Raw genomic sequence first — 25,130 nt, forward strand, 5'->3', positions numbered from 1 at the left:
ACGCCTTCTCATGTCGGACCCCCTTGTTCAGGTTGAGTCAGTCTCTGTCACGCTCGGTGGCACTTCGGTGCTGTCCGATGTGAGCCTGAACCTGGCCCCCGGGCGCATCACCACCCTGATCGGACCCAATGGTGCTGGCAAGAGCACGCTGGCGCGGGTGGTACTGGGACTGGTAAAAGCCGACCACGGTTCCGTGACCCGCCGCAAAGGGCTGCGTATCGGTTACATGCCACAGCAGATCCAGGTGGACGACAGCCTGCCACTGACCGTGGATCGTTTCCTCTGGCTGGCGGCTACGGGTCCCACCGCTGCACGCCGCTCTGCGCTGGAGCGGGCCGGGGTAGCGCATCTGCGCCGTCGTGCCGTGCAACAGCTCTCCGGCGGTGAGATGCAGCGAGTGCTGCTGGCCCGCGCCCTGCTGCGTAAACCGGACCTGCTGGTGCTGGATGAACCCGCCCAGGGCGTGGATGTGGCCGGCCAGAATGCGCTCTACGGTTTGCTCAAGGATGTCCGTGATGAACTGGGCTGCGCCATCCTGCTGATCTCCCATGACCTGCATCTGGTGATGGCGGCCACGGATGAGGTGATCTGCCTGCAACGCCATGTGTGCTGTTCCGGTAACCCGGAGACAGTGAGCCGCGACCCGGCCTACCACGAGCTGTTCGGCCCGGCCGCCGGCACCCCGAATCTGGCGTTGTATACCCACGATCATGATCACGACCATGACCTGCACGGTAACGCCCACCATCACCACGACCACGAAGGCCCCTGCAACCATGATTGAACTGCTGCTGCCCCCGCTGCTTGCCGGCCTGGCCGTGGCGCTGGTGTCCGGCCCCATGGGTGCCTTTGTGGTCTGGCGCCGCATGGCCTTCTTTGGTGACACCCTGGCTCATGGCGCTCTGCTGGGGGCCGCTCTGGGCCTGGCCATGGATATCAACCTGTATCTGGCCGTGGTGGCAGTCTGTCTGGGACTCGCTGCTGCGCTGACCGGATTGCAACGGCAGCGGCAGCTGGCCAGTGACACCTTGCTTGGCATCGTTGCTCACACCACCCTGGCGCTGGGCGTAATCGCCATCAGCCTGCAGACAGGCATTCAGGTGGACCTGTTCGCCTATCTGTTCGGCGACCTGCTCGCCGTGGGCTGGCAGGATGTGATCGGCCTGTGGAGCGGCGCGGTTGTCATCCTGATGTTGATGCTGTGGCAATGGCGCGCCCTGCTGAGCATCACCGTCAGCGAGGAACTGGCACAGGTGGAAGGGGTGGCAGTGCAACGCACCCGCCTGCTGCTGATGCTGTTGCTGGCGCTACTCATCGCTGGCGCCATCCGTACCGTCGGTGTCCTGCTGATTACTTCCCTGCTGGTCATTCCCGCGGCCAGTGCCCGAAGACTGACCCATACCCCCGCGCAGATGGCCGCAGTGGCAAGCCTGCTTGGCACCCTGTCGGTACTGGCCGGGCTGACGGTGAGCTGGTTTGCCAATACCCCGGTAGGCCCCTCCATTGTGGTGGCCGCCAGCGGGTTGTTTGTGTTGACGTTGCTGCGGAAAACCTCGTAGCCATTCTGTGCTGCAGGAGCACCGCTTGAGCCGTAAAGCGAGCGTCAACGAGTAACGAGTTTCGAGTTGCGAAAGGCGAAACCCTCACTCAAAACCTTCCCGGCCAGTGAGGTTGGTTTTCAAAACTCGTGACTCGTAACTCGTTACTGCCTTTTCGCGTCGCCTGCGGCGCCCCTACGGCGAGGCATTTTCCCGGAGTGTGAATGAGTCTTTCCCTTAACCAACGTATCTGGATGCTGGCCTGGCCATTGCTGCTGTCGAATCTGACGGCACCATTGCTGGGGCTGGTGGATACCGCGGTGGTGGGGCACCTGGCGCATCCCCGCTATCTTGCGGCGGTGGCACTGGGCAGCAACTTTTTCATGTTTTTGTATTTCTCCTTCAACTTCCTGCGCATGGGCACGACGGGCTTTGCCTCCCAAGCCCGCGGCGGAGAACGCGACACCCGTGTGGTGCTGCTACGCGGGCTGGTACTCTCCGGCGCACTTGGGCTGGTACTGATCCTGCTGACACCGCTATTGCGGGAAACCGGCCTGTGGTTGCTGGGCGGTAGCGATGAGGTTCAGGCTCTGGCGCGGCAGTACATCAACATTCGTATTCTTGGCGCACCTGCAGCGCTGGCCAACTTTGCCCTGATCGGCTTTGCCATCGGCACCCACAACACCCGGGTGCCGCTGAAGATGACCCTGCTCATGCACAGCAGCAATGCCTTGCTGGATATCCTGCTGGTGCAGGTATGGGACTGGGATGTGCGCGGTGTCGCCACCGCCAGCGCCTGTGCGGAATATATCGGTCTTGCCGGGGGCCTGTTCTGGTTGCGTCATGCCCTGCGCCCACCACGCCAACGGGAAACGATCTGGCAATGGCCTGCCATCCTGGCGCTGATGAGCGTCAACCGGGATATCTTTATCCGCAGCCTGGCACTGTTCAGCACTTTCTTTTTCTTTACCAGCCAGGGCGCACGCCTGGGCGATGCCGTGCTGGCGGCCAACGCCGTGCTGATTACCTTTCTTTTGATCCTTAGCAATCTGCTGGACGGTTTTGCCAATGCCGCCGAAGCGCTGGTGGGTGAAGCCAAGGGCAAACAGGATCATGCCAGCCTGGTTCGAGCCATTACGGCCACCGGTCGCTGGACACTGGCCTGCGCTGCACTTGGGCTGGGTATCTTTGCGTTGGCAGGGGCTCCCCTTATCGGGCTGCTGACCGACCTGCCCGAAATCCGCGATACCGCTATTCATTACCTGCCCTGGATACTGTTGCTACCGCTGACCGCCAGCGCAGGTTTCTGGCTGGACGGCATCTTTGTCGGCGCCACCTGGGGCGCAGCCATGCGCAACACCATGCTGTTATCGGTGGTGATATTTTTCCTTTTCTGGGCACTGACCCAGGGGATGGGGAACCACGGCCTGTGGCTGACCATGAACGGCTTTATGGCGACAAGGGGGATATGCATGGGGTGGGTGTTGTGGAGACGACTGTCGGACTGAGCGAGATCACAGTCGCCGGGCAGAAATGGTGTGAGTTTCGAGTTTCGAGTTTCGAGTTTCGAGTTTCGAGTTTCGAGGATCAAACCCCGGCCCGGCCATAAGCGAAAGGTTATTTCCTTAATCTTTTGCCTTTCGAAACTCGTTACTCGTTACTGTTTTTCCTCGCCACGGCTCGGATCACCTGCAGAATGGTTAATCCTTTTCGGCCAACAAGTTGACGCTCCTGCAGCGTGGGTTTGGTTTCCAACGTCAGGCATCGGGCGTCTTGCGTCCGGCATTCATTCAATGCTTTGCCAGCCCGTTTTTCTTCACCGTCTTTTCCTTGTACATGCGATGATCGGCATGCTTGAGTAGCTCTTCTGCTTTATCAAAATGCTGCGGCCCGGTTTGCACCACGCCCATGCTGATTTTCACATTAGGCAGCCGCTCTGCCAGCAGACTATTGATCCGTTTACAGTAACTGGTCAGCGCCTGTTCTTCGGTGCTGTTGGCCAGCACTACACAGAATTCATCACCGCCATAGCGCACGCAGGTATCTTCACCACGAGCCGCATCCAGCAACACCTTGCCAAGTTCACACAGCACCTGATCGCCATAGGCATGACCGCGATGATCATTGAGATACTTGAAGTCATCCACATCCACAAAGATCACACTCACCGGCTCAGCGCGGCGTTGTGCTGCGTTCAGGGTACGCTGCAAGGCCTCATGGAGAAAACGTCGGGTGGTCAGTCCGGTCAGCGCATCGGTACGCAGCTCGCCGTTGCGCATGGCCACGGTTTCTTCCAGTGCTCGTGCATAATCCTCGGTGCGGTTCTTCACCGCTTCCAGTGCAGACATCATGCTCTGGATATAGGTTTCGAACACCAGGGTTACATCGAAGTACAGCAGCTTGTCGAGCGCCTGGATGGCACGCAGGCGCAAGTCGTTGTCGCCAAGCAGATCATTCAGGTTTTCCACCAACAGCCTGCGCAGCAAATAGACCGCAGACAGGTAATATTTCGGCTCAACCCCGATGCGCTTATGAACCAGGCCGATTCGTAGCCGATTGTTGGCGTACTCAAGGTCATAATTGCCGGTGAAAAGATCCAGGATATAGCGACGCTGCGCAGACTGGAGGCGCTCCAGGGTATCCGCATCGCCAATCAAGGCGGCGATTTCCGGTTCGCTGGTCTGGATGCTGTAAAACGCATCGACAATAGTATCGAGTCGCTGTTCGATCAGGCTGCAGCAATGCTTCAGCGCGCTCACATCCTCCGCCGTAAAACTCAACAGGCGTTTGCGGACGCGAATCTCCGACTCAGTAAAGCGCAGCTGTTCCAGCAGGGTTTTCATGTTTGGCATGCCGGCTCCCTCGCCCCCGCGGGCCTTCCTGGCCCCATGCAAACTCTCTTCTTTTCATCATACCCCCCTGCCAATGGAACTCTATAACCCGAACAGACGCATATCCGGTCCAAACTACCGCTCAGCACCAAAAGTGACCTGGTTCACATTTTTGCATTATCAGTTCGAAATAGATAAGCCGGGGCCGGGTGCCCAAAAAACTCACTCAGAGCTGCCGGGAAGGGGCGCTGCAAGTCTCAATTCACACGTGTTCGCGCCCTGAGCGGGTGCTGTCATTGCTTTTCAGGGTTTCCAGCAGGCGGGTTTGGAGGGGAGATCGGACGAGAGGTTCTGAAAAAACACATTCGGAGGAGCGGCGGCGAGTGCCGAGCTCCGGCAGGCGCTTTCCTGCCGCAACCCGGTACTCAGGACAAGCAAACTACCGCTTCAGGCCACCGTCGCGGTCCAGCTGGCCGATCACGCTCTTGGCATAGCCTTCCGCGCCCGCATTCAGGCTGTAGGGGTTCATGCTGCGTGACTGGGCCTGCCATACCGGCTTCTTGCTGGCCACGTTATAGAGCTGGGTCTGCAGGTAATAATCGGTGGCGTTCTGGTAGTAGCCCGGCTGGTAAACGGCGCTGTAGCTGTAACCCACATAGGGGCCGTAACCCAGATACATAGGGGCAGACGTCATGGGTAGATAATCGACCTGGGGCGGCACGTACTCATCGCGCTCTTCTACCTTGAGCAGGCTGACTACCATTACCCCGTCAGCACCGCTTTCCTTCACGGCCGCTTCCACGTGGGATCGGTACTGCTCCGCTTTCTGGCTTTCCCCGCCCAGGCTGTCTGACGACAACGTGGCTTTCACATCACGCTTGGCAAGGCTCTTGCCCACCTCCTTTTCCACCACCGCAGAAGTCACCGGGGATTCCGCCAGCACAATCACAAACAGGTGCTCAAAGGCCGGGCGGGGTTCACCGGTCTTCGTCTGCCAGGTGGAGTGGGTTTCCGTGGTGGTGGCACAGGCTGCCAGCAGCAAGACTGCACACAAAACAAACGCACGTTGAACCATCTGCATGGGGAATCCTTCGGTATGCCAGAAAGTGAATGGTGTCAGGGTAATGCTCAAGCCTGACTTCGCCAAGCACCAAAAACATCGCAATTACTGATTCACAATACGTTGCGCTGATTTCCCGCAGTACTGTTTGCTGGTTTCACCGCCTCGCTGGCGCACCCAGCCCATACACTGGCTATAGCTTGCGTGCGATTTCACTTCTAGACGCTCATTTTTTATTGTGACGGAAAAGACTTGGCTACGCGGAGCCCGGCCACTGCGATCCCAGTCAGAGAAGCGTTGCGCACCAGCGGCACAGGCATAGCTGGTACTGTAGGTGAAGCCACTGACCGCTTTGGTGATATGGGTATAAACCTGCCACCCTCCCCGACGCCCGTACATGATCTCGCGATTACAGTCAGCCAGCTCATCAATCGCGTCATCCTGGAAAAACACCACTTCATTATAGGTGGTGCCGTCCACATCAAACTTGGCGACCAGATAAACCTTATCGGTATCCGCAGTTTTTGCTGCCCAGGAGAGAGAAACCAGCGTCAAAGAAAAGAGTAGGGAGGCGAGTCGTAGCATGCTGCACCAATGCAATTATATTGTTTTGGTCATGCTACCGAACAAACCCCACGCCGGACAGTCGACCCGACCAAAGGTCACCAGGCTCGCTTATTTTTTCCCACCGGGCATGATGAATTTCATCAGCGTCATGAACCACATTAATTGGCCAGGATCCCCCTCAATCTTGATGTCACCGGCCTGCATGCCTTCCATGAACGCCATCTGGTTCTTGCCCGCCTGCTTCAGGGTGGCGAACGCATAGTCCGCATCCTTGAAGTTGAGGGTGACAGTGGGTGAGGGGTTCAAACCACCCCTGGCGACCACCTTGCCCGGAGTGAAATGAAACCAACGCCCCGGTTTGCCGGAAAACGTCCGCCACTGCATCACCACATTACGGTTTTCCAGCTGCTTGCGGAAACCTTCATTGCGCCACGCCAACCAGCGCAAGCGCCAGCCGAGGATCAGCAGAACCAGAGCAAATTTCATGGAGAGTCCTTTATCAAATCAGCACCACACCCCAGTTGCCTGTTGCGTGGTGCATGCCGCGTGATGCGCTATCAGGGCATAACCGCCGGCAGTTCCTTGTTGAGCTTCATTTTTTCCTTCACCGCATCGCCGGTGAGGGCATACCCCAGCAGGTTACCATCCTTGCCGCGGAACAGCGCCTGCACGTTGCTGCCATCAGCGTCGATTTCCCACTCGCCTTCGCTGCCATGGGGCGCCGGGCACACCACCACCGGGCAGGCCGGGGTCTTGATGGTCACCGGCATCACGCCATAGCTGACCTCAGTGGTTTCACCAGACAGCGTCTTGGCAAGGGCACGGGCAGACGCCATCAACGGCAGCACATAAGGCAGCACGTGGCCTTCCACTTCCGCGCAGTCGCCCAGCGCATAAACGTCTTCGGCACTGGTTCGCAGGGTCTTGTCCGTGATAATGCCACGGTTGGTTTCCAGACCCGCTTCCTGCGCCATGCTGATACGCGGACGCAGACCAATAGCTGACAGCACCACATCGGATTCGATTTCACTGCCATCGGACAGCTCGGTCACCAGGGTCTCGCCCTCACCGTGGTGTACCGCCTTGGCCAGCGGACCAAAGTGGAAAGACACACCCAGTTCCGCCAGGCCGTTGCCCACCGCTTCTGACGCGGCCTCTGGTAACAGCAGCGGTAGACAGCGCCCCATGGGCTCAACCAGCGCGACCTCATAACCGCCATTGGACAGATCGTTGGCAAACTCACAGCCAATCAAACCACCGCCGAGAATAGTGACCTTCTTCTTGCCTTCCAGCGCCGCGCGGAATTTGGCGTAGTCCATCAGATCATTGACAGAAAACACCTTGCCAACCGCATCGCCTTCCAGCGGCGGCGTCCAGGTATCGGCACCCAGGGCCAACACCAGCTTGCTGTAATCCAGGTGCGCATCCGGCAGCAGTACGCGCTTGGCAGCGGTATCGATGCCCGCCACATGGATGCCGGTACGGACTTCCACGTTGAACTGCTCTGCCACCTTTTCCGGCGTGGCCATGCACAGATCATCCGCGGTCTTCTCCTTGGTAAAACCGGCAGACAGCATGGGCTTGGAATAGTTGCGACCGTCGTCTGCGGTGAGCATGACGATGGGCGTTTCCTTGTCCAGCTTGCGGAATTCCTTGACGGTATTGAAGCCGGCCAGACCGGTACCGATGATGACGACTGGGTTCATGGATGATCCTTAAAGTGCGATGGATGGGCAGAGGTGCTGTGGGCCAGGCCTGTCAGCGTGGCGCGGAAGTCAATGGAGCCCCGCATCCACTGCGGGGCAAATCCCGGACAATGCTGTCCGGAATCAGATTTCCACCATTTCGAAGTCTTCCTTGCCGACGCCGCAGTCGGGGCATACCCAGTCTTCCGGCACCTCATCCCAGGCGGTACCCGGGGCAATGCCTTCTTCCGGCAGGCCTTCGGCTTCGTCATAAATGAAACCACAAACAACACATTCCCACTTCTTCATGGTGAACCTCATCAATTAATAGTAAGCGCACACTCACAATGGCGCATACAGGGCGTTTCTCGGGGGAGCCTAACCTATCGGTGCCAGCCCCAAAAATCAATGACAGTGGGCACTGTCATATTCAGACGCTGCGGGCATCTGACCGGGCTCCACTTGCCCTGACTGCCGCCATGGGCCATAGTCCTGCCGCCTGCGTTTTCTGATCTGTAGAGACATTCATGCTGCCTGCCCCCCTGCATCCTGACAGCCACTGGCGCCCGCTGGAACAGCTGGTGATGCCTGTGCAGATCCGCGACTGGATGGCTGACCCCGATTCCCTGACCCTGCGTCTGAAGCGTCATGGCCAGTTTCGGGTCATTCCGGGCTTTCACGCCATGGCCGTGCCCGCCCTTGAGGAAAGGCTGCTTCTGGGGCTACCGGACCGCCAGGCTGCACTGATCCGCGAAGTCACCCTGATGCTGGATGATACGCCCGTGGTCGCTGCCCGCAGTATCCTGCCCATCACCAGCCTGCGCGGCGCCAATCGCTCCCTGGGCCACATGGGCAGTCGCTCCCTGGGGCTGGAGCTCTACAAACGGCCGCTTTGCCAGCGTGATCAGGTCTGGGCCCGGCTGGCATCCCCTGGTCACGGCCACCCGGTGTGCTGGGGCCGCCAGTCACGCTTTATCAAACGCGGCGCGCCATTGCTGGTGGCGGAGTATTTCCTGCCGGCGTTGTGGGAGAAGGTAGGAACGGAGGTGCAAGCGACAAGCTTCAAGCTGCAAGGCGCGGACCACGCATCTGCCTGATCAGCATTACCGATGATGGCGAGTAACGAGTTTCGAGTTGCGAAAGGCAACAACCCCGCAAGCGGGCCGGGGTTTTGATTTTCGAAACTCGCTTCTCGTAACTCGAAACTGTCTCCTTGCAACTTGCATCTTGTCACTTGAAACTTATCCCCGCCCTGACAACCGGATGTCCCATGTTTGCCTTCGTTGAACGCCGCTATCCTGCCCTATGGCCATACCTGCAATTGATGCGCCTGGATCGCCCCATTGGCACCTTGCTGCTGCTGTGGCCAACTCTCTGGGCGGTGTGGATTGCCGGGGAGGGCGCGCCAAGCCTGAAGACCATCGTCATTTTCTTTCTCGGTGTTGTGATCATGCGCGCCGCCGGTTGCGTCATTAATGATTTTGCCGACCGGGATTTTGACGGCGGCGTCGAGCGCACCAAGGGGCGGCCGTTGGCCACCGAGGCGATCAGCAGCAAAAAAGCACTGGCCCTGTTTGCCGGGCTGGGCCTGCTGGCCTTTGTGCTGGTGCTGTTCCTGAATGAGCTGACCTTCTGGCTGTCATTCGGCGGTTTGGGTCTGGCGGTGCTTTACCCGTTCACCAAACGCTTCACTTTCATGCCGCAGCTGTTTTTGGGTGCTGCGTTCAGCTGGGCCATTCCCATGGCCTTTGCTGCGGAAACCGGCGAAGTACCGGAAATCGCCTGGCTACTGTATGTGGCCAATGTGGTGTGGACTGTCGCCTATGACACCCAGTACGCCATGTGCGACCGGGAGGATGATCTGAAGATGGGCATCAAGAGTACCGCCATCCTGTTTGGCGATGCCGACCGGCTGATGATCGGGGTGTTGCAGGGACTCACGTTGCTGGCACTGATCATGGTCGGTCAGCGGCTGGAGTTTACCTGGCCCTGGTATGCCGGCATCGCCGCCATGTCGCTGACCTTTATTTATCAGCATACCCTGATCCGTTACCGGGAACGCTGGCCCAGTTTCCACGCTTTCCTGAACAATCACTGGAGCGGGGCGTGCGTGTTTGTGGGGTTGTATTTCCAGTACTTTTGAGTAGCAAGCTTCAAGCAACAAGCTACAAGCTACAAGCTACAACGCGGGTCAGGGTTTCAGGTTCTGCCATGCCGTACCCGCGATTAATGGCTGATCAAACCTTACGGCTTCAAGTCCAGCCCACTGCTTACCCACTCGGACCTGGAAACGCGGCCCCCGAAGTCTTCGGGTGGCTCCGCAATCGATCCGCGTTGTAGCTTGCAGCTTGAAGCTTGTCACTACTCTTGCATTTCCCCCAAATCCAGCCCAACTTGTCATACTGATGTCATAAAAGAGCAATCTAATAGGGTCAAATCACAGACAGGCAAGGAAAGGTACGCCATGTCCCGAAACCGCATATTGATTGTTGATGACGAGCCCGCTATCCGCGAGATGGTCGCCGTCGCCCTGGAATTGGCCGACTTTGACGTTCTGGAAGCCGAAAACGCCCAGCGCGGCCACGAGATCATCGTGGACGAACGCCCGGATCTGGTTTTGCTGGACTGGATGTTGCCCTCCGTCACCGGCATCGAGCTGGCCCGCCGCCTCAAGCGCGACGAGACCACCAACGAAATCCCCATCATCATGCTCACCGCCAAGAGCGAAGAAGATAACAAGGTGCAGGGGCTGGACGTGGGTGCGGACGACTATATCACCAAGCCTTTTTCTACCCGCGAACTGATCTCCCGTATCAAGGCAGTGCTGCGCCGCGTTTCCAGCGCTGCGGCCGAAAAAGCCATCGAGGTAGAAGGGCTGTGCCTCGACCCCGTGAGCCACCGCATTAGCGCCAATGACGAGCCTGTCGACATGGGGCCCACCGAATACCGCCTGCTGGAATTCTTCATGAGCCATCAGGAGCGCGCCTATTCCCGCACCCAGCTGCTGGACCAGGTCTGGGGTGCCAATGTGTATGTGGAAGACCGCACCATCGACGTCCATATCCGCCGCCTGCGCAAGGCCCTGGCCCCCTTTGGTTTTGATCGTTTTATCCAGACAGTACGTGGCACCGGGTACCGTTTTTCAGTGAAGGCGGCCAAGGCGTCCTGAAGTGGAAAATGTGATAGGGTGCAGCTTGTTCGCCGTACCCCGATGATTCCCGAAAAGGGCAACTCGACAGCATGAAAGCCAGTCTGGCCAAAGAAGTTAACCGCATTGCCGGCCTTATCACACTGGCCGCCGTTGCGGCCCTTGCCGTCGGCCATATCTGGCCGTTGCTGGCGGGCCTGGTGGGTTATATTTTCTGGAGTACCCGCCAGCTGTTCGCCCTGTATAGCTGGCTAGTGCGCGATGACCACACCGAGCCACCGGACAGTATCGGCCTGTGGGGGGAGTTCTACACTCGCCTGGAACATCTCTTTCAGAAGGAACGCCGCGCGCAGGAAACCCTTCAGGGCATCATTCATCGAGCCCAGCAATCGGTTAATGCCCTGGAAGACGTGGTCATCCTGATTGATCAACACGGCTATCTCGAGTACTGGAACCTTTCTGCCGAACGCTACATGGGCTTCAATGCAGGCCAGGATCTGGGCCAACCACTGACGAACCTGGTCCGCCACCCGCGTTTCACTGATTACCTGCACGAAGGTGATTTCAAGGAACCGCTGGAAATCCCCTCTCCGGTAGATGACAACCGTATTCTGCAATTCCGGGTCACGGAATTTGGCGTAGGCGAACAACTCATCATGGCCCGGGATGTGACCCGTCTGCATCACCTCGAACAGATGCGAAAAGATTTCGTCGCCAATGTAAGTCACGAACTGAAAACCCCGCTCACGGTGCTGAAGGGTTATCTGGAAACATTGCTGGATACCGTTCCCGAAGAGCAGGCGCGTTTACGCCGGGCGCTGTCCCAGATGGAAAGCCAGTCCAATCGGATGGAAGCCCTGGTGACCGACCTGTTGCTACTGTCCCGACTGGAAAACACCGATGCCGACAATGACCGCCAGGCCGTGGCCGTGCATGGCATGCTCAACCGCATGCGGGAAAATGCGCTGGCCATCAGTGCAGACAAACAGCACGTCATCGAACTGGAGGTACCCGATGATGCTCGCCTGGTCGCCAACCCTGCAGAACTGGAAAGTGCATTCGGCAACCTGATTACCAATGCCGTCAAGTACACTCCCGCCAACGGCCACATCAGGATCAACTGGTGGCAGGATGACAAGGGCGCACATCTGTCGGTGACAGACAATGGTCTGGGTATAGACCCGGCCCACATCCCCCGTCTCACTGAACGCTTTTACCGACCCGATAACAGCCGCGTCACCCAGACCGGCGGCACCGGTCTTGGATTGGCCATCGTCAAGCACGTCATGATTCGCCACGGTGGGCGACTCGAAATCAAGAGCCAGCTGGGACAGGGCAGCACCTTTACCTGCCACTTCCCCATTGATCGACTGGTCAACAAGCCCACGGCGGTGGCGGGATAACACGCCCTGTACGCAGGATGCCTTTCTCCTGCGAGCATCAGTGTTAGCGCCACAATCAATACGATTCCAAGCAACGAGTTGCGAGTTGCGAGTTGCGAGTTGCGAAAATCAAAATCGGGTTTGCCTTTCGAAACTCGTCACTCGACACTCGCTTTCTGCGCTGTCTAATCGCATCAATGGCAGAGAAATCCATGAAAAAAATCTGTGTGTATTGCGGTTCCAGTTCCGGCAAGGGGGATGCCTATCTTGCCGCTGCAGATAAGCTGGCTGACGCGCTGGTATCGCGCGGCCTGGAGCTGGTCTATGGCGGCGCCAGCATCGGCATCATGGGGGCGCTGGCCAGCGCCGTGATGGAGCGCGGAGGGAGCGTGATTGGCATCATGCCGCAGGCACTGATGCGCCGGGAAATCGGCAACGATCACCTGACCGAGTTGCAGGTGGTTGATTCAATGCATGAACGCAAGGCCGCCATGGCAGATCAGTCCGATGGATTTATTGCCTTGCCCGGCGGCATGGGCACTTTCGAGGAACTGTTCGAGATTCTCACCTGGGCTCAGCTGGGCTTTCATAACAAGCCTGTCGGCCTTTTGAACATTGATGGCTATTACGATCACCTGATCCAGTTTCTGGATCATACGGTAGAGCAAGGACTACTGCGCCAGCAGCATCGTGACTTGCTGCGGGTTCAGCAGGACCCCGAAACATTGCTCGACAACTTCCTTAGCGAACCCGCGCCTTTACTGGACATCTGGATCGAGCGCACGAGCCAGTTGTGAGCAGGACGCTGCACGCGAGACAATCGCGAGTTTCGAGTTTCGAGTTTCGAGTTTCGAGTTTCGAGTTTCGAGTTTCGAGTTTCGAAGAGCAAAACCCGGTCCGGCTATAACCGAAAGGGTTTCCTCTTGATCTTTTGCCTTTCCAAACTTGAAACTCGTACCTCACAACCCGCGCCTTATCTTACGCTAACCCTTCAAGGTGTCGTGCCACTCTTTCAATGCCTGGAGTTGTTTGGCAATCATTTCACGGGTTTTCTCATCAGTGAGATTACCGCTTTCATCGCACTTCTGATGCGCTGCCGACACAAACACTTCCGGCTTGTTGAGCGGATGTACATCCAGATACACCAGTACCTGACGCAGGTGATACTGGCTTCGGCTGGTTCCCATCCCGCCCATGGACGCTCCCATGATCGCAGCCGGCTTGCCGGCAAAGATACTGCCCTCGACCCGGGATAACCAATCAATGGCATTCTTCAACACACCTGGAATGGAATAATTGTATTCCGGGGTAGCGAATAGCAAAGCATCCGCCTTGATGATTTTCTGTGCCAGATGAGCAACCGCAGCAGGCTTGTTGTTACCATCTTCATCGCCGTTATAAAGCGGCACTGCTGAAATGTCGGCCTGTTCAACCCTTACTCCTTCCGGGGCCAGTTCTTTCGCCGCGCGAATCAGTCCTGAATTGAACGATGCCTGTCTGAGAGACCCTGAAAACGCTAACACATTCATGCAATCACTCCTGCACCTGGGGTTATCGGTTCTTTCGTTTGCCACGGTACGCCCGTTAGCGCATGAGATGAACACCTCATTTCAGAAATCAATCCAACGTTGCGCCGCCTACCGACGTAGCCAACACTTTTTGCAAATCCCCTGGCATTTTTTACGTCCTGGCGCTGACACTGCCGGGCAACCATGTTTATCTTGTAAAGACTGGGCGAGGGGCCTTTTTCGGGTCACGGCTTTTCACTATGACAAGACAATAAAGGAAATCAGTTCATGGATCTGTTACGCATTCTTATTGCCATCCTCCTGCCACCGTTGGGCGTTTTTCTACAGGAAGGGCTGGGCAAGCATTTCTGGATTAACATCGTTTTAACCCTGTTCGGCTACCTGCCTGGCATTGTGCACGCCGTGTGGGTGATTGCCTCTCGCTAACCGTAACGCCCCGGATCAACCGGGGCGTTACTTTCTCTTTAGAGTAGTGACGGTTCTGCCGTCAGTGTCCCGTTGCGATAATCACTCAGGGCCTGATTGATCTCATCCTGGGTGTTCATCACAAAGGGGCCGTATTGCGCTATGGGTTCGCCCAGAGGCTTACCCGCCAGCAACAGCAACCGTGCACCGTCTTTGCCAGCCTGCACGGTGACGGCTTCACCGTCAGTGAGTGTCGCCAGATGGTCACAGGACACCGTTTCACCCGCCACCTGCATCGCGCCTTCAAACACGTACAGGAAACTGCCATAGCCTTTCTTGATCGGCACCGTGAGACTCTCCTGCGGGCGCAACACCACATCCAGATAGAGCGGATCGGTGGCACCGCCTTTAACCGGTGCGGTGAGCACGCCGTTGTCCAGGGTGACTTCACCCGCGATGGCTTTCACCTGGCCACCCGTGGGTAAATCCTGGCGCGGCATTTCCGTGTCCACGATGTCGCGGTAGCCGGCGGGCTTCAGTTTTTCCGCTGCCGGCAGATTGATCCACAATTGAAAACCACGCAGCAAACCATCCTGCTGTTGTGGCATTTCTTCATGAATAATTCCGCGGCCTGCGGTCATCCACTGTACGCCACCCTGCTTGAGATCCCCTTCGTTTCCAAGGTGATCACGATGGCGCATATGGCCTTCCACCAGATAGGTCACGGTTTCGAAGCCACGGTGCGGGTGCGGCGGAAATCCGGCAATGTAATCGTCCGGATTGTCCGAAGAGAAAGCATCCAGCATCAGGAACGGATCCAGGCGCACCATTGGGTTATAACCCAGCGCGCGCTTAAGGCGAACGCCAGCACCGTCGGATGTATCCAGGGCCCGAATTGTGTTGAGAATTGTGCGTTCCATGGGAACCTCCTGATAATTCGTTTCGAGAAGCGAGTATCAAGTTGCGAAAATCAAAAGAGAACTACGTCTTTGCCTTTCGCTTCTCGTAACTCGCAGCTCGCAACTCGTTACTGGTTGATAATTTCTCGCTCCCCCAACCGCTCACGGCCATGGGGAGTATGCCAATCCAGCTCCGGGCCGATGGAAATAATTCCGTGGGGGTTTACCGTCGGGTGGCTGCAGAAATAGTGGTGGCGGATATGGGCCATATTCACCGTTTCTGCCACCCCGGGCAGCTGGTAAATCTCTTTCAGGAACCCTTGCAGGTTCGGGTAATCACTGATGCGTTTGCGGTCACATTTAAAGTGCGTGACGTAAACCGGATCGAACCGCACCAGGGTAGTCCACAGACGAATGTCGGCCTCAGTCAATGTATTGCCGACCAGGTAGCGCTGCTCAGCCAGGCGTTGCTCAAGGGCTTCCAGGCGTTCGAACAAGGTAGTTACCGCTTCGTCATAGGCCGTCTGACTGGTCGCAAATCCGCTTTTGTACACACCGTTATTCACGTCGTGATAAACCGGCTCGTTGATCGCATCAATATCTGCCTGCAACCCTTGCGGGTAATAGTTACCCGGCAATGCCCCCAGATGATCGAAGCTGGCATTGAACATGCGGATGATGTCGGCAGACTCATTGCTGACAATGGTTTCACGCTGCTTGTCCCACAACACCGGCACGGTGACCCGACCGCTATAGCGATCATCCGCTTTCAGATACAGCTCATACAGTTTTTCAAAACCATAAAGCGCGTCACCCGTGGCGCCGTCAAAGTCATCACGCAATTCCCAACCGTTTTCCAGCATGTGCGGATGCACCACCGAGACACCAATATGCTCCTGCAAGCCTTTCAGGGCCCGCACAATCAAAGTGCGATGCGCCCAGGGGCAGGCGTAGGAGACATAAAGGTGATAGCGACCGCTTTCGGCTGCAAAGCCGGATTCACCGCTGGGCCCTGCCTCTCCGTCTGCGGTGATCCAGTGTCGGAACTGGCTTTCGGACCGCTTGAAACGACCACCCGTGCTCTTGGTGTCGTACCACTTGTCCTGCCATTTGCCATCTACCAACAGTCCCATGATGTCTCCTGATCAGTGTCCCGGATTTATTGCGTTAAACGTGCCTGTTGCCGCGTTTAACTAATCGCCGCCCTGGCTTCGTCCATGGCTTTTGCCTTCGTCTCATCACCCATGTTCAGCCCTTCGGCAAACACGAATTCCACGTCCGTAATGCCTACAAAACCAAAGAACAGCTTGATGTACGGGGTCACCGTATCATTCTCGGTGCCGGCGTAGAGGCCACCGCGAGCCGCCAGGATAGTGACAGGCTTGTTCTCAATCAGACCCTGAGGACCGTTTTCGGTATAGCGAAAGGTGATCCCTGCCCGTGCCACGTGGTCGATCCAGCTTTTCAGCTGGCTGGGAATGCCAAAGTTGTACATGGGCAACCCTACCACCACGTGATCAGCCGCCTTCAACTCCTCGATCAGCGTCATGGAGAAATCATCCACTTGCTGCTGCTCAGCAGTACGATTCTCCGCCGGCGTGAAGAAGGCTCCAACGCGGTCGCCGTCCAGGTGGGGGATCGGATTGGCAGCCAGATCCCGCTCCACGATGGTGGCGTCGGGATGTTCGGCTTTCAGAGACTCTACCTTGGCGTTCACCAGGGTGGAGGAGTTGCCGCCATCGCTGAAAACACTGCTCTTGATCACCAGAATATTCATGTCGTTCACTCCATCGCGCTCACCGACCACCTTGGCCGGGTGTATTTATTCGATGAAGCTATTGTGATTTCAGTTTAGGCGATATAAAACGGAGTAAATTTGCTTGTTTAGGTCAGGAATTTCGATATGTCAGCCAAAATCTCCCTGGATCAGTGGCAGGCTCTCATTGCCGTGGTCGACGAGGGCGGCTACGCCAACGCCGCTGAAGCACTGGACAAGAGCCAGTCCGCCATCAGCTATGCGGTGCAAAAAATTGAAACCGAACTGGGGGTCCGGGCGTTTGCCCTGGAGGGCCGCAAAGCCAAACTCACCGAAACCGGCCAGATGCTATACCGCCAGGCCAAGATTCTGGTGGAAGAGGCTGAGCGAATCGAAAGTACCGCTATCCAGTTGAGCCAGGGCTGGGAACCGGTGGTACGTGTGACCGCTGACGCCCTGTTTCCGCAACACTGCATGCTCACTGCGCTGGACGCTTTCGCCCGACAGAGCCCATTGACCCGTATTGAGTACACGGAAACGGTGCTCTCTGGCACTGATGAGGCCCTGTTACGTAAGGAAGCCGATGTGGTCGTCAATGCGCGGATTCCGCCCGGCTTCGTTGGTGAACCCCTGATGCGGGTTCGCTTTCTGGCCGTGGCGGCGGCTGATCACCCACTGAACCAGCGGGAAACGCTGACTCACGAGGACCTCCGCCAGCATCGCCAGATCGTCATCCGTGATTCTGGTACCCGCCGCATGGATGCCGGCTGGCTGGGCGCCGAGCAGCGCTGGACCGTGTCGCACTCGTCCACGCGCAATGCGGCCATTCTCCGCGGCCTGGGCTTTGCCTGGATGCCAGAATCAGACATCGGCACCAGTCTTGAGACCGGCGAATTGAAGGTGTTACCGCTGGCAGAGGGCTTCGAGCGTTTCGTGGATCTGCACCTGATCTATGCGGACGGCCAATACGCCGGGCAGGCTGCCCGTTATCTTGGGGAACAGATTCGTCTGGCTGTTGCCCAACCTTGTCCGGGCGTCACGGTTTAGTGACCCCCGCATCGGCACACTGAATAGCAAAGCACTTTGGAGAAGTTCATGCGTCCACTGATCCTGATGATTGCCAGCCTGCTGCTCAGCGCCTGCGTCAGCCCGGTGGTCATCGACCAGCAAAGCGGCACCAATCCGGGCAACTACCAGACCTACGCCTTCATCGACCAGAATCAGGACACCCCGCGGGCACTGGACGACCAGCGTGCCCGCAAGGCACTGGAAACCGCTCTTGCGGCCAAGGGGGTACAGCCCGCGGCGGCGGATCAGGCCGAGGTTCATGTGCGGCATTTTTTCAAACGCGAGCAGCGCTATGACGGCTCTGTCATGCAGTTTGGTTTTGGCTACGGCTTCGACCGTTTTGGCGTCGGCGCCAGTACGCCGGTGGAAGGGGAGATGACCGAGGAATACAAACTTGTTGTTCAATTCGTCGATCCCGCCAGCAATAATGTGGTGTGGCAGGCCACCAGCCGCGACCGCCTGCACGATGAAATGAGTAGCGAACGGCGTCAGGCCCACATCGACAAGGCCGTGAAGGACATGTTCGAACGTCTGAACTAAACGGCGCTCTTCACTTCACCCCACGACCCTCGCTCACCGGGATACCGCTTGGACGCTGTCATCATTGGGCCCCTGGCCTTGCCTGCCCCCGCCTTTGTCACCCTGATTGCCTTCTTTTCCGCCCTGCTGACTTACCAGTGGTGGCAAAAGCGGGTAGACGGCGAGCGCAGCGAAACAACCCTCTGGCTCACCGCTTTAAGCGGCCTGCTGGCTGCCCGACTGGCATTTCTGTGGCGTTATCAGGAACAGTATCCCAGTGTTGCCGACATGCTGGATGTCCGTGATGGCGGCTGGTGGTGGCCAGGCGCAGCGCTGGCGATCCCCGTGGCCGCGGTCTGTGTGTGGCGACAATCCGCCAACCGCAAAGGCCTGATGATCGCCCTGGGGGCCAGCGCAACCAGCGCCACCGTGGCACTGGTCACGCTGCTTGCCTTGCGCCCTGTGGCCTCACCCCTTCCCGACACAGTACTGACCACCCTGCAGGGTGAGCCTGTGGCACTGCACTCCGTTACCCAGGGTCATCTCACACTGATCAACCTCTGGGCCAGCTGGTGCCCACCCTGCCGCAGGGAGATGCCCGTGCTGCAGGCCGCCCAATCCACTTACCCGACGTTGCGGGTGCTGCTTGCCAACCAGGGTGAAAACAGCGCCACTGTGCAACGTTATCTCACGGAGCAAGGGCTACATTTCAATTTTATGTTTATGGACCCGCGCACCCAGCTCGGCCAGTATGCGGGCAACAGCGGCCTGCCTCTGACCTTGCTGGTGGATGCCGACGGAAATGAACTGGCTCGCCACTTTGGTCCCCTGTCCAATGCAAGCCTGCACCACTTTATCCATCCTTACCTGAGCGGAGAGATCCCATGAAGACTGCACGCCTGCTGCTGGCCCTGCTGATGTTGCCATTACTGGCACAGGCCAAGAGCGACCCGGCCATGGAAGAACTGCTGGGCAGGCTTGAATCCAGTCACTGGGTGGCCGAGGGCCCGAAAAAGCCGGAACGGGTGGCTTATGTGTTTACCGATATGGCCTGCGCCTATTGCGCGCGCCTGTGGGTCAACATGCAGCCCATGGTCAACGATCCCGACAACACCCTGGAGGTTCGTCACATCATTGTCGGCATGATCCACCCCAAGCGCAGCTTCACCCAGGGTGCTGCCGTACTCGGTGCACGTCACCCCGCCAACGCCCTGGCCCGTCATGAAAGCCAGTTTCAACAAGGGGGTATTCGCCCCGTGGAGCCCGTGCCTGCTGCCATCCGTAGCCAGATCCACAGTAATACCGGCCTGTTTATCCACCTCGGCCTGCAAGGCACCCCGACCCTGTTCTACCAGGGCCGCAACGGCAAATGGCACAGCGCCTCAGGAGTGATCGGGGAGCGGGATTTGCGGGAGAAGGTGTTTCGACTTCAGTGAACAGTTAACAGTGAATAGTGAACAGCCCGCGATAGCGGGCTTCTGTTTCCGCAACGCCTTGGACCGCGGCAATCGCACCACAACACTGCCAGCGTTAATTAACTGATCCGAACAAAAAAGGCCGCACCCAGATTCGGGCGCGGCCTCCTGGCCTTGAGCAATCCCAATGCGCTAACGCGCACTGTTCACTATTCACTGTTAACTGCCTCAGTCCGTTAGCCAGCTCACCTTGCCCTGACACACTGTCAGTTTGACGCTGCCCTTGAGCACACTGCGGCGCCAGGGCGAGTTGTTGCCGGCCGACAGCCACTGTTCGCCATAGTCTTTCTCGGCCCGGGCATCCAGCACACACAGGCTGGCCAGGCGACCGGTTTCCAGTTGGCCTGCCTGGATACCCAGACAACGGGCCGGCGCGGCGGTGACGGCATCCAGCGCACGCGGCAACTCCAGCTTGCCGTCTTCCACCAGGCCCAGCACCAGCGACAGCAGCGTATCCACGCCTGCCATGCCGGGCTTGGTGGCCGGGAAGGGGGCGGCCTTGCTCGAGGACCCGACGGGAGTGTGCTGGGAGCAAATAGCGTCGATGGTGCCATCCGCTACCGCCTCCAGCAGTGCCTCGCGGTCATCGCTGCTGCGCAGCGGCGGGATCACATGGCAGTGACTGTTAAAGCCTTCCAGGGCCGATTCGTCCAGCAACAGGTGCTGAATGCTCACGTCCGCCGTGACGGGCAGGCCACGCTTCTTGGCGGCGCGCAGCAAGCGCAGGGATTCACGGCTGGAAATTTGCTGGAAATGCGCGCGCACGCCAGTGGCCTCAACCAGCAACAGGTCGCGGGACAGATCCACGCTTTCCGCCACCGCCGGGATACCGGGCAGACCGAGGCGAGTTGCCACCGGCCCTTCATGGGCACAACCTCCCGCCCCCAGGGCGGCGTCCTGGGGGCGGAACATCACGGGCAGATCGAACGTAGCGGCATACTCCAGGCAACGCTTGAGCACCAGCGCATCGGCCACCTTGCCACCGGCGTTACCCACTGCAATACAGCCGGCCTTGGCCAGGGTGGCCATTTCCGCCAGCTGCTCACCCTTCAACCCCTGGGTCATGGCCGCAATGGGCAGGATGCGGGCAAAACCCGCCTGGCCGGCCTGCTCGCGGATCAAGCGCACCACGGCAGTGGAGTCCACCGGCCCACAGTCCGGCTGGGCCGCCAGGTGGGTAATCCCGCCGGCTGCCGCCGCACGGGTTTCGCTGGCGATGTCACCGGCACGGCCGCTGCCGGGTAGCGACAGATGCACGCAGGCATCCACCAGACCGGGCAACACCCAGTGGCCCTCAGCCTCGATGATGTCAGCGCCAGGCGCGTCCAGACTGGCACCGATACGAATCAGCCTGCCGTTTTCGATCAGCAGGTCGGCCACATCGTCGCGGCCAGACGCCGGGTCGATGACCCGGCCTTTGCGAATCAGGATATGGGCCTTAGCTGCCATGGGCGGCACCTCCCGCCGGGGCGCTGTCCTGACCACTGATGGTCATGGACATGACGGCCATACGCACGGCAATGCCGAAGGTCACCTGGTTGAGGATCACCGAACGGGGCCCGTCGGCCACTTCCGAGGCGATTTCCACACCGCGGTTGATGGGGCCCGGGTGCATCACGATGGCGTCCTCTTTGGCGTAGTGCAGTTTTTCGTTGTTGAGCCCGTAGAGGCGAAAGAACTCGCCCTCGCTGGGCAGCAGGGCGGAATCCATACGTTCCTTCTGCAGGCGCAGCATGATCACCACATCCACATCTTTCAGGCCGTGGGCCATGTCGGTGAAGACCGTGGCGCCCAGAGCCTCCGCATCCACCGGCAGCAAGGTCTTCGGGCCAATCAGCCGCACTTCCTCGGCACCCAGCGTATTGAGCGCATGTACCTGGGAGCGGGCCACTCGCGAGTGCAGGATGTCACCGACAATAGCCACCTTGAGACCTTCGAAACCACCCTTGTAGTGGCGGATGGTGTACATGTCGAGCATGGCCTGGGTAGGGTGGGCATGACGACCATCGCCAGCATTAATCACCGCTACATTGGGGGTCACTTCATTGGCAATGAAGAACGGCGCACCCGAATCCTGATGGCGGACCACGAACATGTCTGCGGCCATGGCTTCCAGATTACGCAGGGTATCCAGCAGGGTCTCACCCTTGCTGGTAGCCGACTTGGCGATATCCAGATTAAGCACATCCGCACTGAGACGCTGGGCGGCCAGCTCAAACGTGCTGCGAGTGCGAGTACTGGATTCAAAGAACAGGTTCACCACCGTCTTGCCGCGCAACAGCGGCACCTTCTTGATGGACCGGCCACCCACATCCACAAAGCTGGCGGCGGTGTCGAGAATATCTTCCAGCAGGGAACGGGGGAGATGCTCTGTAGTGAGAAAATGGCGAAGCTTACCGTCTTCGGTAAGTTGTACGCGGGAGGATGGCGCAAGCGTCGGCGTCATTCTTAGGACCTTGTCTCTCTGTTGTCCTCAGCCACCAGTTCGCGGATCTCCGCAATGAGTGGTGAGGGCCCGCGTAATTCTACCCGTTGATGGGGGGGCAATGCCAAAGTTTCGCCACAAATATCCGCACGGATTGGCAATTCCCGGTGGCCAATATCAAACAACACCACCAGACTAATAGACGCCGGACGGCCAAAATCGAACAGTTCGTTCATGGCGGCACGAATGGTGCGGCCAGTCATCAGCACATCGTCGACCAGCACAATATGCTGACCGTCCACTTCGAAAGGCAGCTTCGACGGTGTGACGGTGGCCTTGAGTCCCCGCGTATCAAAATCATCCCGGTAGAACGCCGGGTTCAGGGTACCGAGCGGCAGCGGAGTCTCCAGCTTCGCATTCAGGGCCTCCGCGACCCAGGCTCCGCCGGATTCGATACCGACCAGCAGCGGGGCCTGCCCGGCAAAACGCTCTGCCACGGCCACAGCCATGGTATCCAGGTGTGTCTGCAGTTGTTGTTCGTCCCAGCTCAAAGGGCTCTCCAGAAAAGCGATCCAAAGGTGCCATGCTCGCATGGCGAAAGAACCAAGCATGGCGCCTGTTGTGCAAAGAATAAAGCCTGATCAGTGACGAGTTGCGAGAAGCGAGTTTCGAAAGGCAAAACCGGGTGGTTCCTGAGGGTTGGTTTTCGCAACTCGAAACTCGCTTTCCCTCCTTCCCATCGCGTGCAGGCACGCTCCCACAATCGTCCGCTACACTCTTTACCTAACAATCCGATCAAACCCTTCAGTTTTTTGGGATGGGAGTCGTACACAGCAGCAAGGTACCTTTTGTACATTAATGAAACTTGGCACGCAGAACAGGTTCTAACCTGTCACCGCGATCTACAGGAAACAGGGATGCAGCTGCGCAACAACAGCCAACGCTATGGATGGATCAGCATCGGCCTGCACTGGCTGGTGGCCATGACTGTGGTCGGCCTGTTTGCACTTGGGCTGTGGATGGTCGATCTCGGCTACTACGATGCCTGGTATCGCAAGGGCCCCGACCTTCATCGCAGCATCGGCATCCTGCTTTTCCTGGTGATGTCTGCCCGGCTACTCTGGCGCTGGATTTCTCCGCCCCCTGCCACTCTGGCTACCCATCAACGCTGGGAGGTCATACTTGGCCATCTCGCCCACTGGGCACTCTATGGGTTGCTGTTCGTGGCCATGGTCAGCGGTTACCTGATCACCAGCGCAGATGGCTCCTCCGTATCCGTATTCAACTGGTTCGCGGTGCCATCGATCACCGGCCACCGTTCCGGCCTCGAAGAGATTGCCGGCGACATTCATGAAATCGCCGTGTGGTCGCTGATCATTCTGGCCGGCCTGCATGCACTGGCTGCACTCAAACACCATCTTCTCGATCGGGATGACACCCTGCGCCGAATGCTGGGCATGTCACTCCGTCAAATTCCATGAACACCCACCTGAAAACCTGAGGAACAGACCATGATGAACCTGATGAAAAAAGCCGCGCTGATTACCGTGACGGTGATGATGAGCAGCCTGGCACTGGCCGCCCAGCCCGGAGGCACTTACCAGTTCGACAAGGAGGGTGCCCACCAGTTTGTGATGTTCAAGATTTCCCATCTGGGTTACAGCTGGCTGTATGGCCGCTTCAATGATTTCAATGGCAGCTTCACCGTGGATGCGGATAACCCGGAAAACAGCAAGGTGGAAGCCACCATCCAGACCGCCAGCGTCGACTCCAACCACGCCGAACGTGACAAGCACCTGCGCAGCGATGACTTCCTGGATGTGGACAAATACCCCACCGCCACCTTCAAGAGCACCAAGATTGAGCAAACCGGTGATGACACCGCCAAGATCACCGGCAACTTCACCCTGCATGGCGTGACCAAGCCGGTCACTCTGGACGCCAAAATGATTGGTTACGGCGCTGACCCGTGGGGCGGTTACCGCATGGGCCTGGAAGCCAGCACGACCCTGAAGCTGTCTGATTTCGGCATCACCAAGGATCTGGGCCCGGCCTCTGAGTCTGTGGCGATTATTATTTCAGTGGAAGGGATCAAGAAGTAGCAGCGCTGATACAACGGCGGAGATTTGTCAGATTCGGGGTTAGTTCCTGCGTGTTTCATCTAGACACACGATGCAAGACCTGGCCCCGTTACTCTTCTCACAATGCTAACGCTACACTTTTCTCAACTTCCCTAGGGTCATGGGCCGGCTTCAGACACCTTCTTTATCAACCCCATCTACCAGACTTTTTAAAATTGGCAGATTTTTTTTCTGCTCCAAGCTCATCTCATGATATTTAACTGGACTTAAAACCGAATAAACTTTGGTATTAAAGTCAAAACAATCAGAACACTCCCTACCCGTAACTATAAATTCGTCGTCATAAATCAGCTTGTATTCAAACAATCCAATCCTTTCTTTTTCAGAATGAATGGTTCGACCAATAAAATCGTAACCAGAATGAAATACACCAATGCTCGGCTGATCTTGATCAATGCAATTCAATGTCTCAATTTCCATTCCAGGAAAAGTAGCTATGCCGTCAGAGTTAGTAACTTTTTCTACAGCAAAAACCACTGCCCTAAAAGATCCATGTGGGGCACATCGATCCAGCCAAGCTGCCACCACCAAAGCGTTAACGATGGGCACCCCCTCACCGGAGAAAACTTTAATGCTGATATCATTTGTCCTGTAAGTTTTCTCAGACCCTCCCCATAAATATAAAAAAACAGCAGCAGTAAAGAGGAAGATTATGAGGCCATATCCATTTAATTTTCCAAACACCATCATTATCCTTAGCCA

The 25,130-nt window shown here is 57.7% G+C and carries 29 protein-coding genes; 15 read left to right on the top strand and 14 right to left on the bottom strand.

Annotated features, from left to right (window positions below):
- Window positions 1-10 precede the first annotated feature (10 nt).
- The 3 genes from znuC (at window position 11) to GFN93_RS02255 (ending at window position 3,046) form a co-directional block, all read left to right on the top strand.
- Window positions 11-784, top strand: coding sequence for a zinc ABC transporter ATP-binding protein ZnuC (znuC, locus tag GFN93_RS02245; protein WP_153498798.1), 774 nt, complete (start codon window positions 11-13; stop codon window positions 782-784).
- Window positions 777-1,559: a zinc ABC transporter permease subunit ZnuB gene (znuB, locus tag GFN93_RS02250; protein ID WP_153498799.1), complete on the top strand. Its 783-nt coding sequence runs from the start codon at window positions 777-779 to the stop codon at window positions 1,557-1,559. The genes znuC and znuB overlap by 8 nt, the downstream gene beginning before the upstream one ends.
- A gap of 203 nt (window positions 1,560-1,762) precedes the next feature.
- Window positions 1,763-3,046, top strand: coding sequence for an MATE family efflux transporter (locus GFN93_RS02255; RefSeq protein WP_153498800.1), 1,284 nt, complete (start codon window positions 1,763-1,765; stop codon window positions 3,044-3,046).
- Window positions 3,047-3,328: 282 nt separating this feature from the next.
- Here the strand turns inward: GFN93_RS02255 and GFN93_RS02260 are convergent, their stop codons facing one another.
- From GFN93_RS02260 to rd, 6 genes are all read right to left on the bottom strand, one after another.
- On the bottom strand, window positions 3,329-4,390 hold the full coding sequence (locus GFN93_RS02260) for a GGDEF domain-containing protein (RefSeq protein ID WP_153498801.1): 1,062 nt from the start codon (window positions 4,388-4,390) through the stop codon (window positions 3,329-3,331).
- Window positions 4,391-4,808: 418 nt separating this feature from the next.
- Window positions 4,809-5,450, bottom strand: coding sequence for a DUF4136 domain-containing protein (locus GFN93_RS02265; RefSeq protein WP_153498802.1), 642 nt, complete (start codon window positions 5,448-5,450; stop codon window positions 4,809-4,811).
- A gap of 84 nt (window positions 5,451-5,534) precedes the next feature.
- Window positions 5,535-6,014: a hypothetical protein gene (locus GFN93_RS02270; protein ID WP_153498803.1), complete on the bottom strand. Its 480-nt coding sequence runs from the start codon at window positions 6,012-6,014 to the stop codon at window positions 5,535-5,537.
- Window positions 6,015-6,104: 90 nt separating this feature from the next.
- The gene (locus GFN93_RS02275; protein ID WP_153498804.1) at window positions 6,105-6,482 is read right to left on the bottom strand and encodes a hypothetical protein; all 378 of its coding nucleotides are present in this window, start codon (window positions 6,480-6,482) and stop codon (window positions 6,105-6,107) included.
- A 71-nt stretch (window positions 6,483-6,553) separates the two neighbouring features.
- The gene (locus GFN93_RS02280) at window positions 6,554-7,702 is read right to left on the bottom strand and encodes an NAD(P)/FAD-dependent oxidoreductase (protein ID WP_153498805.1); all 1,149 of its coding nucleotides are present in this window, start codon (window positions 7,700-7,702) and stop codon (window positions 6,554-6,556) included.
- Window positions 7,703-7,825: 123 nt separating this feature from the next.
- Complete coding sequence (gene rd / locus GFN93_RS02285) at window positions 7,826-7,990, bottom strand: rubredoxin (RefSeq protein ID WP_153498806.1); 165 nt, start codon at window positions 7,988-7,990, stop codon at window positions 7,826-7,828.
- A 218-nt stretch (window positions 7,991-8,208) separates the two neighbouring features.
- On the opposite strand from rd, the gene GFN93_RS02290 reads away from it, so the two are divergent.
- From GFN93_RS02290 to GFN93_RS02310, 5 genes are all read left to right on the top strand, one after another.
- Window positions 8,209-8,778 (top strand): chorismate--pyruvate lyase family protein, encoded by a 570-nt coding sequence (locus GFN93_RS02290; protein ID WP_153498807.1) that lies wholly within the window; start codon window positions 8,209-8,211, stop codon window positions 8,776-8,778.
- A 173-nt stretch (window positions 8,779-8,951) separates the two neighbouring features.
- The gene (gene ubiA / locus GFN93_RS02295; RefSeq protein WP_153498808.1) at window positions 8,952-9,824 is read left to right on the top strand and encodes a 4-hydroxybenzoate octaprenyltransferase; all 873 of its coding nucleotides are present in this window, start codon (window positions 8,952-8,954) and stop codon (window positions 9,822-9,824) included.
- 321 nt (window positions 9,825-10,145) lie between these two features.
- Complete coding sequence (phoB, locus tag GFN93_RS02300; protein ID WP_153498809.1) at window positions 10,146-10,850, top strand: phosphate regulon transcriptional regulator PhoB; 705 nt, start codon at window positions 10,146-10,148, stop codon at window positions 10,848-10,850.
- A gap of 71 nt (window positions 10,851-10,921) precedes the next feature.
- Entirely contained in the window at window positions 10,922-12,232 is a 1,311-nt protein-coding gene (gene phoR / locus GFN93_RS02305; RefSeq protein WP_153498810.1) for a phosphate regulon sensor histidine kinase PhoR, read from the top strand.
- 191 nt (window positions 12,233-12,423) lie between these two features.
- Window positions 12,424-13,008: an LOG family protein gene (locus GFN93_RS02310; protein WP_153498811.1), complete on the top strand. Its 585-nt coding sequence runs from the start codon at window positions 12,424-12,426 to the stop codon at window positions 13,006-13,008.
- 186 nt (window positions 13,009-13,194) lie between these two features.
- Here the strand turns inward: GFN93_RS02310 and GFN93_RS02315 are convergent, their stop codons facing one another.
- A complete protein-coding gene (locus GFN93_RS02315; protein WP_153498812.1) occupies window positions 13,195-13,740 on the bottom strand; it encodes an NADPH-dependent FMN reductase in 546 nt (181 codons plus the stop codon).
- 267 nt (window positions 13,741-14,007) lie between these two features.
- Here GFN93_RS02315 and GFN93_RS02320 point away from each other — a divergent pair, with 267 nt between their 5' ends.
- Window positions 14,008-14,166: a YqaE/Pmp3 family membrane protein gene (locus GFN93_RS02320; RefSeq protein ID WP_153498813.1), complete on the top strand. Its 159-nt coding sequence runs from the start codon at window positions 14,008-14,010 to the stop codon at window positions 14,164-14,166.
- 38 nt (window positions 14,167-14,204) lie between these two features.
- Here GFN93_RS02320 and GFN93_RS02325 read toward each other — a convergent pair whose 3' ends face one another.
- From GFN93_RS02325 to GFN93_RS02335, 3 genes are all read right to left on the bottom strand, one after another.
- On the bottom strand, window positions 14,205-15,065 hold the full coding sequence (locus tag GFN93_RS02325; protein ID WP_153498814.1) for a pirin family protein: 861 nt from the start codon (window positions 15,063-15,065) through the stop codon (window positions 14,205-14,207).
- 107 nt (window positions 15,066-15,172) lie between these two features.
- Complete coding sequence (locus GFN93_RS02330; protein ID WP_153498815.1) at window positions 15,173-16,177, bottom strand: glutathione S-transferase family protein; 1,005 nt, start codon at window positions 16,175-16,177, stop codon at window positions 15,173-15,175.
- Window positions 16,178-16,233: 56 nt separating this feature from the next.
- On the bottom strand, window positions 16,234-16,821 hold the full coding sequence (locus GFN93_RS02335; RefSeq protein ID WP_153498816.1) for an FMN-dependent NADH-azoreductase: 588 nt from the start codon (window positions 16,819-16,821) through the stop codon (window positions 16,234-16,236).
- 126 nt (window positions 16,822-16,947) lie between these two features.
- On the opposite strand from GFN93_RS02335, the gene GFN93_RS02340 reads away from it, so the two are divergent.
- Genes GFN93_RS02340 through GFN93_RS02355 form a run of 4 tightly spaced genes read left to right on the top strand, consistent with a single transcriptional unit; the run spans window position 16,948 to window position 19,823 of the window.
- Window positions 16,948-17,847 (top strand): LysR family transcriptional regulator, encoded by a 900-nt coding sequence (locus tag GFN93_RS02340; protein WP_153498817.1) that lies wholly within the window; start codon window positions 16,948-16,950, stop codon window positions 17,845-17,847.
- A 48-nt stretch (window positions 17,848-17,895) separates the two neighbouring features.
- Window positions 17,896-18,408, top strand: coding sequence for a DUF4136 domain-containing protein (locus GFN93_RS02345; RefSeq protein ID WP_153498818.1), 513 nt, complete (start codon window positions 17,896-17,898; stop codon window positions 18,406-18,408).
- Window positions 18,409-18,456: 48 nt separating this feature from the next.
- Window positions 18,457-19,275: a TlpA family protein disulfide reductase gene (locus GFN93_RS02350; RefSeq protein ID WP_153498819.1), complete on the top strand. Its 819-nt coding sequence runs from the start codon at window positions 18,457-18,459 to the stop codon at window positions 19,273-19,275.
- Window positions 19,272-19,823, top strand: a complete 552-nt coding sequence (locus GFN93_RS02355) for a thioredoxin fold domain-containing protein (protein WP_153498820.1) — start codon at window positions 19,272-19,274, stop codon at window positions 19,821-19,823. Before GFN93_RS02350 ends, GFN93_RS02355 begins: the two co-directional genes overlap by 4 nt.
- A 207-nt stretch (window positions 19,824-20,030) precedes the next feature.
- Here GFN93_RS02355 and GFN93_RS02360 read toward each other — a convergent pair whose 3' ends face one another.
- Genes GFN93_RS02360 through pyrR form a run of 3 tightly spaced genes read right to left on the bottom strand, consistent with a single transcriptional unit; the run spans window position 20,031 to window position 22,898 of the window.
- Window positions 20,031-21,311: a dihydroorotase gene (locus tag GFN93_RS02360; protein WP_153498821.1), complete on the bottom strand. Its 1,281-nt coding sequence runs from the start codon at window positions 21,309-21,311 to the stop codon at window positions 20,031-20,033.
- Window positions 21,301-22,308 carry an aspartate carbamoyltransferase catalytic subunit gene (locus GFN93_RS02365; RefSeq protein WP_153498822.1) on the bottom strand — a complete coding sequence of 336 codons (1,008 nt, stop codon included), beginning with the start codon at window positions 22,306-22,308 and terminating at the stop codon, window positions 21,301-21,303. Before GFN93_RS02365 ends, GFN93_RS02360 begins: the two co-directional genes overlap by 11 nt.
- Window positions 22,309-22,310: 2 nt before the next feature.
- The gene (gene pyrR, locus GFN93_RS02370; protein WP_407921779.1) at window positions 22,311-22,898 is read right to left on the bottom strand and encodes a bifunctional pyr operon transcriptional regulator/uracil phosphoribosyltransferase PyrR; all 588 of its coding nucleotides are present in this window, start codon (window positions 22,896-22,898) and stop codon (window positions 22,311-22,313) included.
- Between the two features lie 306 nt (window positions 22,899-23,204).
- Here pyrR and GFN93_RS02375 point away from each other — a divergent pair, with 306 nt between their 5' ends.
- Window positions 23,205-23,768 carry a cytochrome b gene (locus tag GFN93_RS02375; protein ID WP_153498824.1) on the top strand — a complete coding sequence of 188 codons (564 nt, stop codon included), beginning with the start codon at window positions 23,205-23,207 and terminating at the stop codon, window positions 23,766-23,768.
- A gap of 30 nt (window positions 23,769-23,798) precedes the next feature.
- Window positions 23,799-24,389, top strand: a complete 591-nt coding sequence (locus tag GFN93_RS02380) for a YceI family protein (RefSeq protein WP_153498825.1) — start codon at window positions 23,799-23,801, stop codon at window positions 24,387-24,389.
- Between the two features lie 150 nt (window positions 24,390-24,539).
- Here the strand turns inward: GFN93_RS02380 and GFN93_RS02385 are convergent, their stop codons facing one another.
- The gene (locus GFN93_RS02385) at window positions 24,540-25,118 is read right to left on the bottom strand and encodes a hypothetical protein (RefSeq protein WP_153498826.1); all 579 of its coding nucleotides are present in this window, start codon (window positions 25,116-25,118) and stop codon (window positions 24,540-24,542) included.
- Window positions 25,119-25,130: the final 12 nt, after the last annotated feature.

Origin of the sequence: Alcanivorax sediminis (assembly GCF_009601165.1) — a bacterium.
In the GTDB taxonomy this organism is placed as follows: domain Bacteria; phylum Pseudomonadota; class Gammaproteobacteria; order Pseudomonadales; family Alcanivoracaceae; genus Alcanivorax; species Alcanivorax sediminis.

Coding starts and splice junctions, on each gene's coding strand:
- GFN93_RS02270 (WP_153498803.1), bottom strand. CDS start 6,014: ATGCTACGACTCGCCTCCCTACTCTTTTCTTTGACGCTGGTTTCTCTC.
- GFN93_RS02325 (WP_153498814.1), bottom strand. CDS start 15,065: ATGGAACGCACAATTCTCAACACAATTCGGGCCCTGGATACATCCGAC.
- GFN93_RS02380 (WP_153498825.1), top strand. CDS start 23,799: ATGATGAACCTGATGAAAAAAGCCGCGCTGATTACCGTGACGGTGATG.
- GFN93_RS02385 (WP_153498826.1), bottom strand. CDS start 25,118: ATGATGGTGTTTGGAAAATTAAATGGATATGGCCTCATAATCTTCCTC.
- GFN93_RS02345 (WP_153498818.1), top strand. CDS start 17,896: ATGCGTCCACTGATCCTGATGATTGCCAGCCTGCTGCTCAGCGCCTGC.
- GFN93_RS02340 (WP_153498817.1), top strand. CDS start 16,948: ATGTCAGCCAAAATCTCCCTGGATCAGTGGCAGGCTCTCATTGCCGTG.
- GFN93_RS02315 (WP_153498812.1), bottom strand. CDS start 13,740: ATGAATGTGTTAGCGTTTTCAGGGTCTCTCAGACAGGCATCGTTCAAT.
- GFN93_RS02255 (WP_153498800.1), top strand. CDS start 1,763: ATGAGTCTTTCCCTTAACCAACGTATCTGGATGCTGGCCTGGCCATTG.
- phoB (WP_153498809.1), top strand. CDS start 10,146: ATGTCCCGAAACCGCATATTGATTGTTGATGACGAGCCCGCTATCCGC.
- GFN93_RS02280 (WP_153498805.1), bottom strand. CDS start 7,702: ATGAACCCAGTCGTCATCATCGGTACCGGTCTGGCCGGCTTCAATACC.
- GFN93_RS02365 (WP_153498822.1), bottom strand. CDS start 22,308: ATGACGCCGACGCTTGCGCCATCCTCCCGCGTACAACTTACCGAAGAC.
- GFN93_RS02360 (WP_153498821.1), bottom strand. CDS start 21,311: ATGGCAGCTAAGGCCCATATCCTGATTCGCAAAGGCCGGGTCATCGAC.
- GFN93_RS02260 (WP_153498801.1), bottom strand. CDS start 4,390: ATGCCAAACATGAAAACCCTGCTGGAACAGCTGCGCTTTACTGAGTCG.
- GFN93_RS02355 (WP_153498820.1), top strand. CDS start 19,272: ATGAAGACTGCACGCCTGCTGCTGGCCCTGCTGATGTTGCCATTACTG.
- GFN93_RS02275 (WP_153498804.1), bottom strand. CDS start 6,482: ATGAAATTTGCTCTGGTTCTGCTGATCCTCGGCTGGCGCTTGCGCTGG.
- znuB (WP_153498799.1), top strand. CDS start 777: ATGATTGAACTGCTGCTGCCCCCGCTGCTTGCCGGCCTGGCCGTGGCG.
- rd (WP_153498806.1), bottom strand. CDS start 7,990: ATGAAGAAGTGGGAATGTGTTGTTTGTGGTTTCATTTATGACGAAGCC.
- pyrR (WP_407921779.1), bottom strand. CDS start 22,898: ATGCTTGGTTCTTTCGCCATGCGAGCATGGCACCTTTGGATCGCTTTT.
- znuC (WP_153498798.1), top strand. CDS start 11: ATGTCGGACCCCCTTGTTCAGGTTGAGTCAGTCTCTGTCACGCTCGGT.
- GFN93_RS02290 (WP_153498807.1), top strand. CDS start 8,209: ATGCTGCCTGCCCCCCTGCATCCTGACAGCCACTGGCGCCCGCTGGAA.
- GFN93_RS02310 (WP_153498811.1), top strand. CDS start 12,424: ATGAAAAAAATCTGTGTGTATTGCGGTTCCAGTTCCGGCAAGGGGGAT.
- ubiA (WP_153498808.1), top strand. CDS start 8,952: ATGTTTGCCTTCGTTGAACGCCGCTATCCTGCCCTATGGCCATACCTG.
- phoR (WP_153498810.1), top strand. CDS start 10,922: ATGAAAGCCAGTCTGGCCAAAGAAGTTAACCGCATTGCCGGCCTTATC.
- GFN93_RS02265 (WP_153498802.1), bottom strand. CDS start 5,450: ATGCAGATGGTTCAACGTGCGTTTGTTTTGTGTGCAGTCTTGCTGCTG.
- GFN93_RS02320 (WP_153498813.1), top strand. CDS start 14,008: ATGGATCTGTTACGCATTCTTATTGCCATCCTCCTGCCACCGTTGGGC.
- GFN93_RS02330 (WP_153498815.1), bottom strand. CDS start 16,177: ATGGGACTGTTGGTAGATGGCAAATGGCAGGACAAGTGGTACGACACC.
- GFN93_RS02375 (WP_153498824.1), top strand. CDS start 23,205: ATGCAGCTGCGCAACAACAGCCAACGCTATGGATGGATCAGCATCGGC.
- GFN93_RS02335 (WP_153498816.1), bottom strand. CDS start 16,821: ATGAATATTCTGGTGATCAAGAGCAGTGTTTTCAGCGATGGCGGCAAC.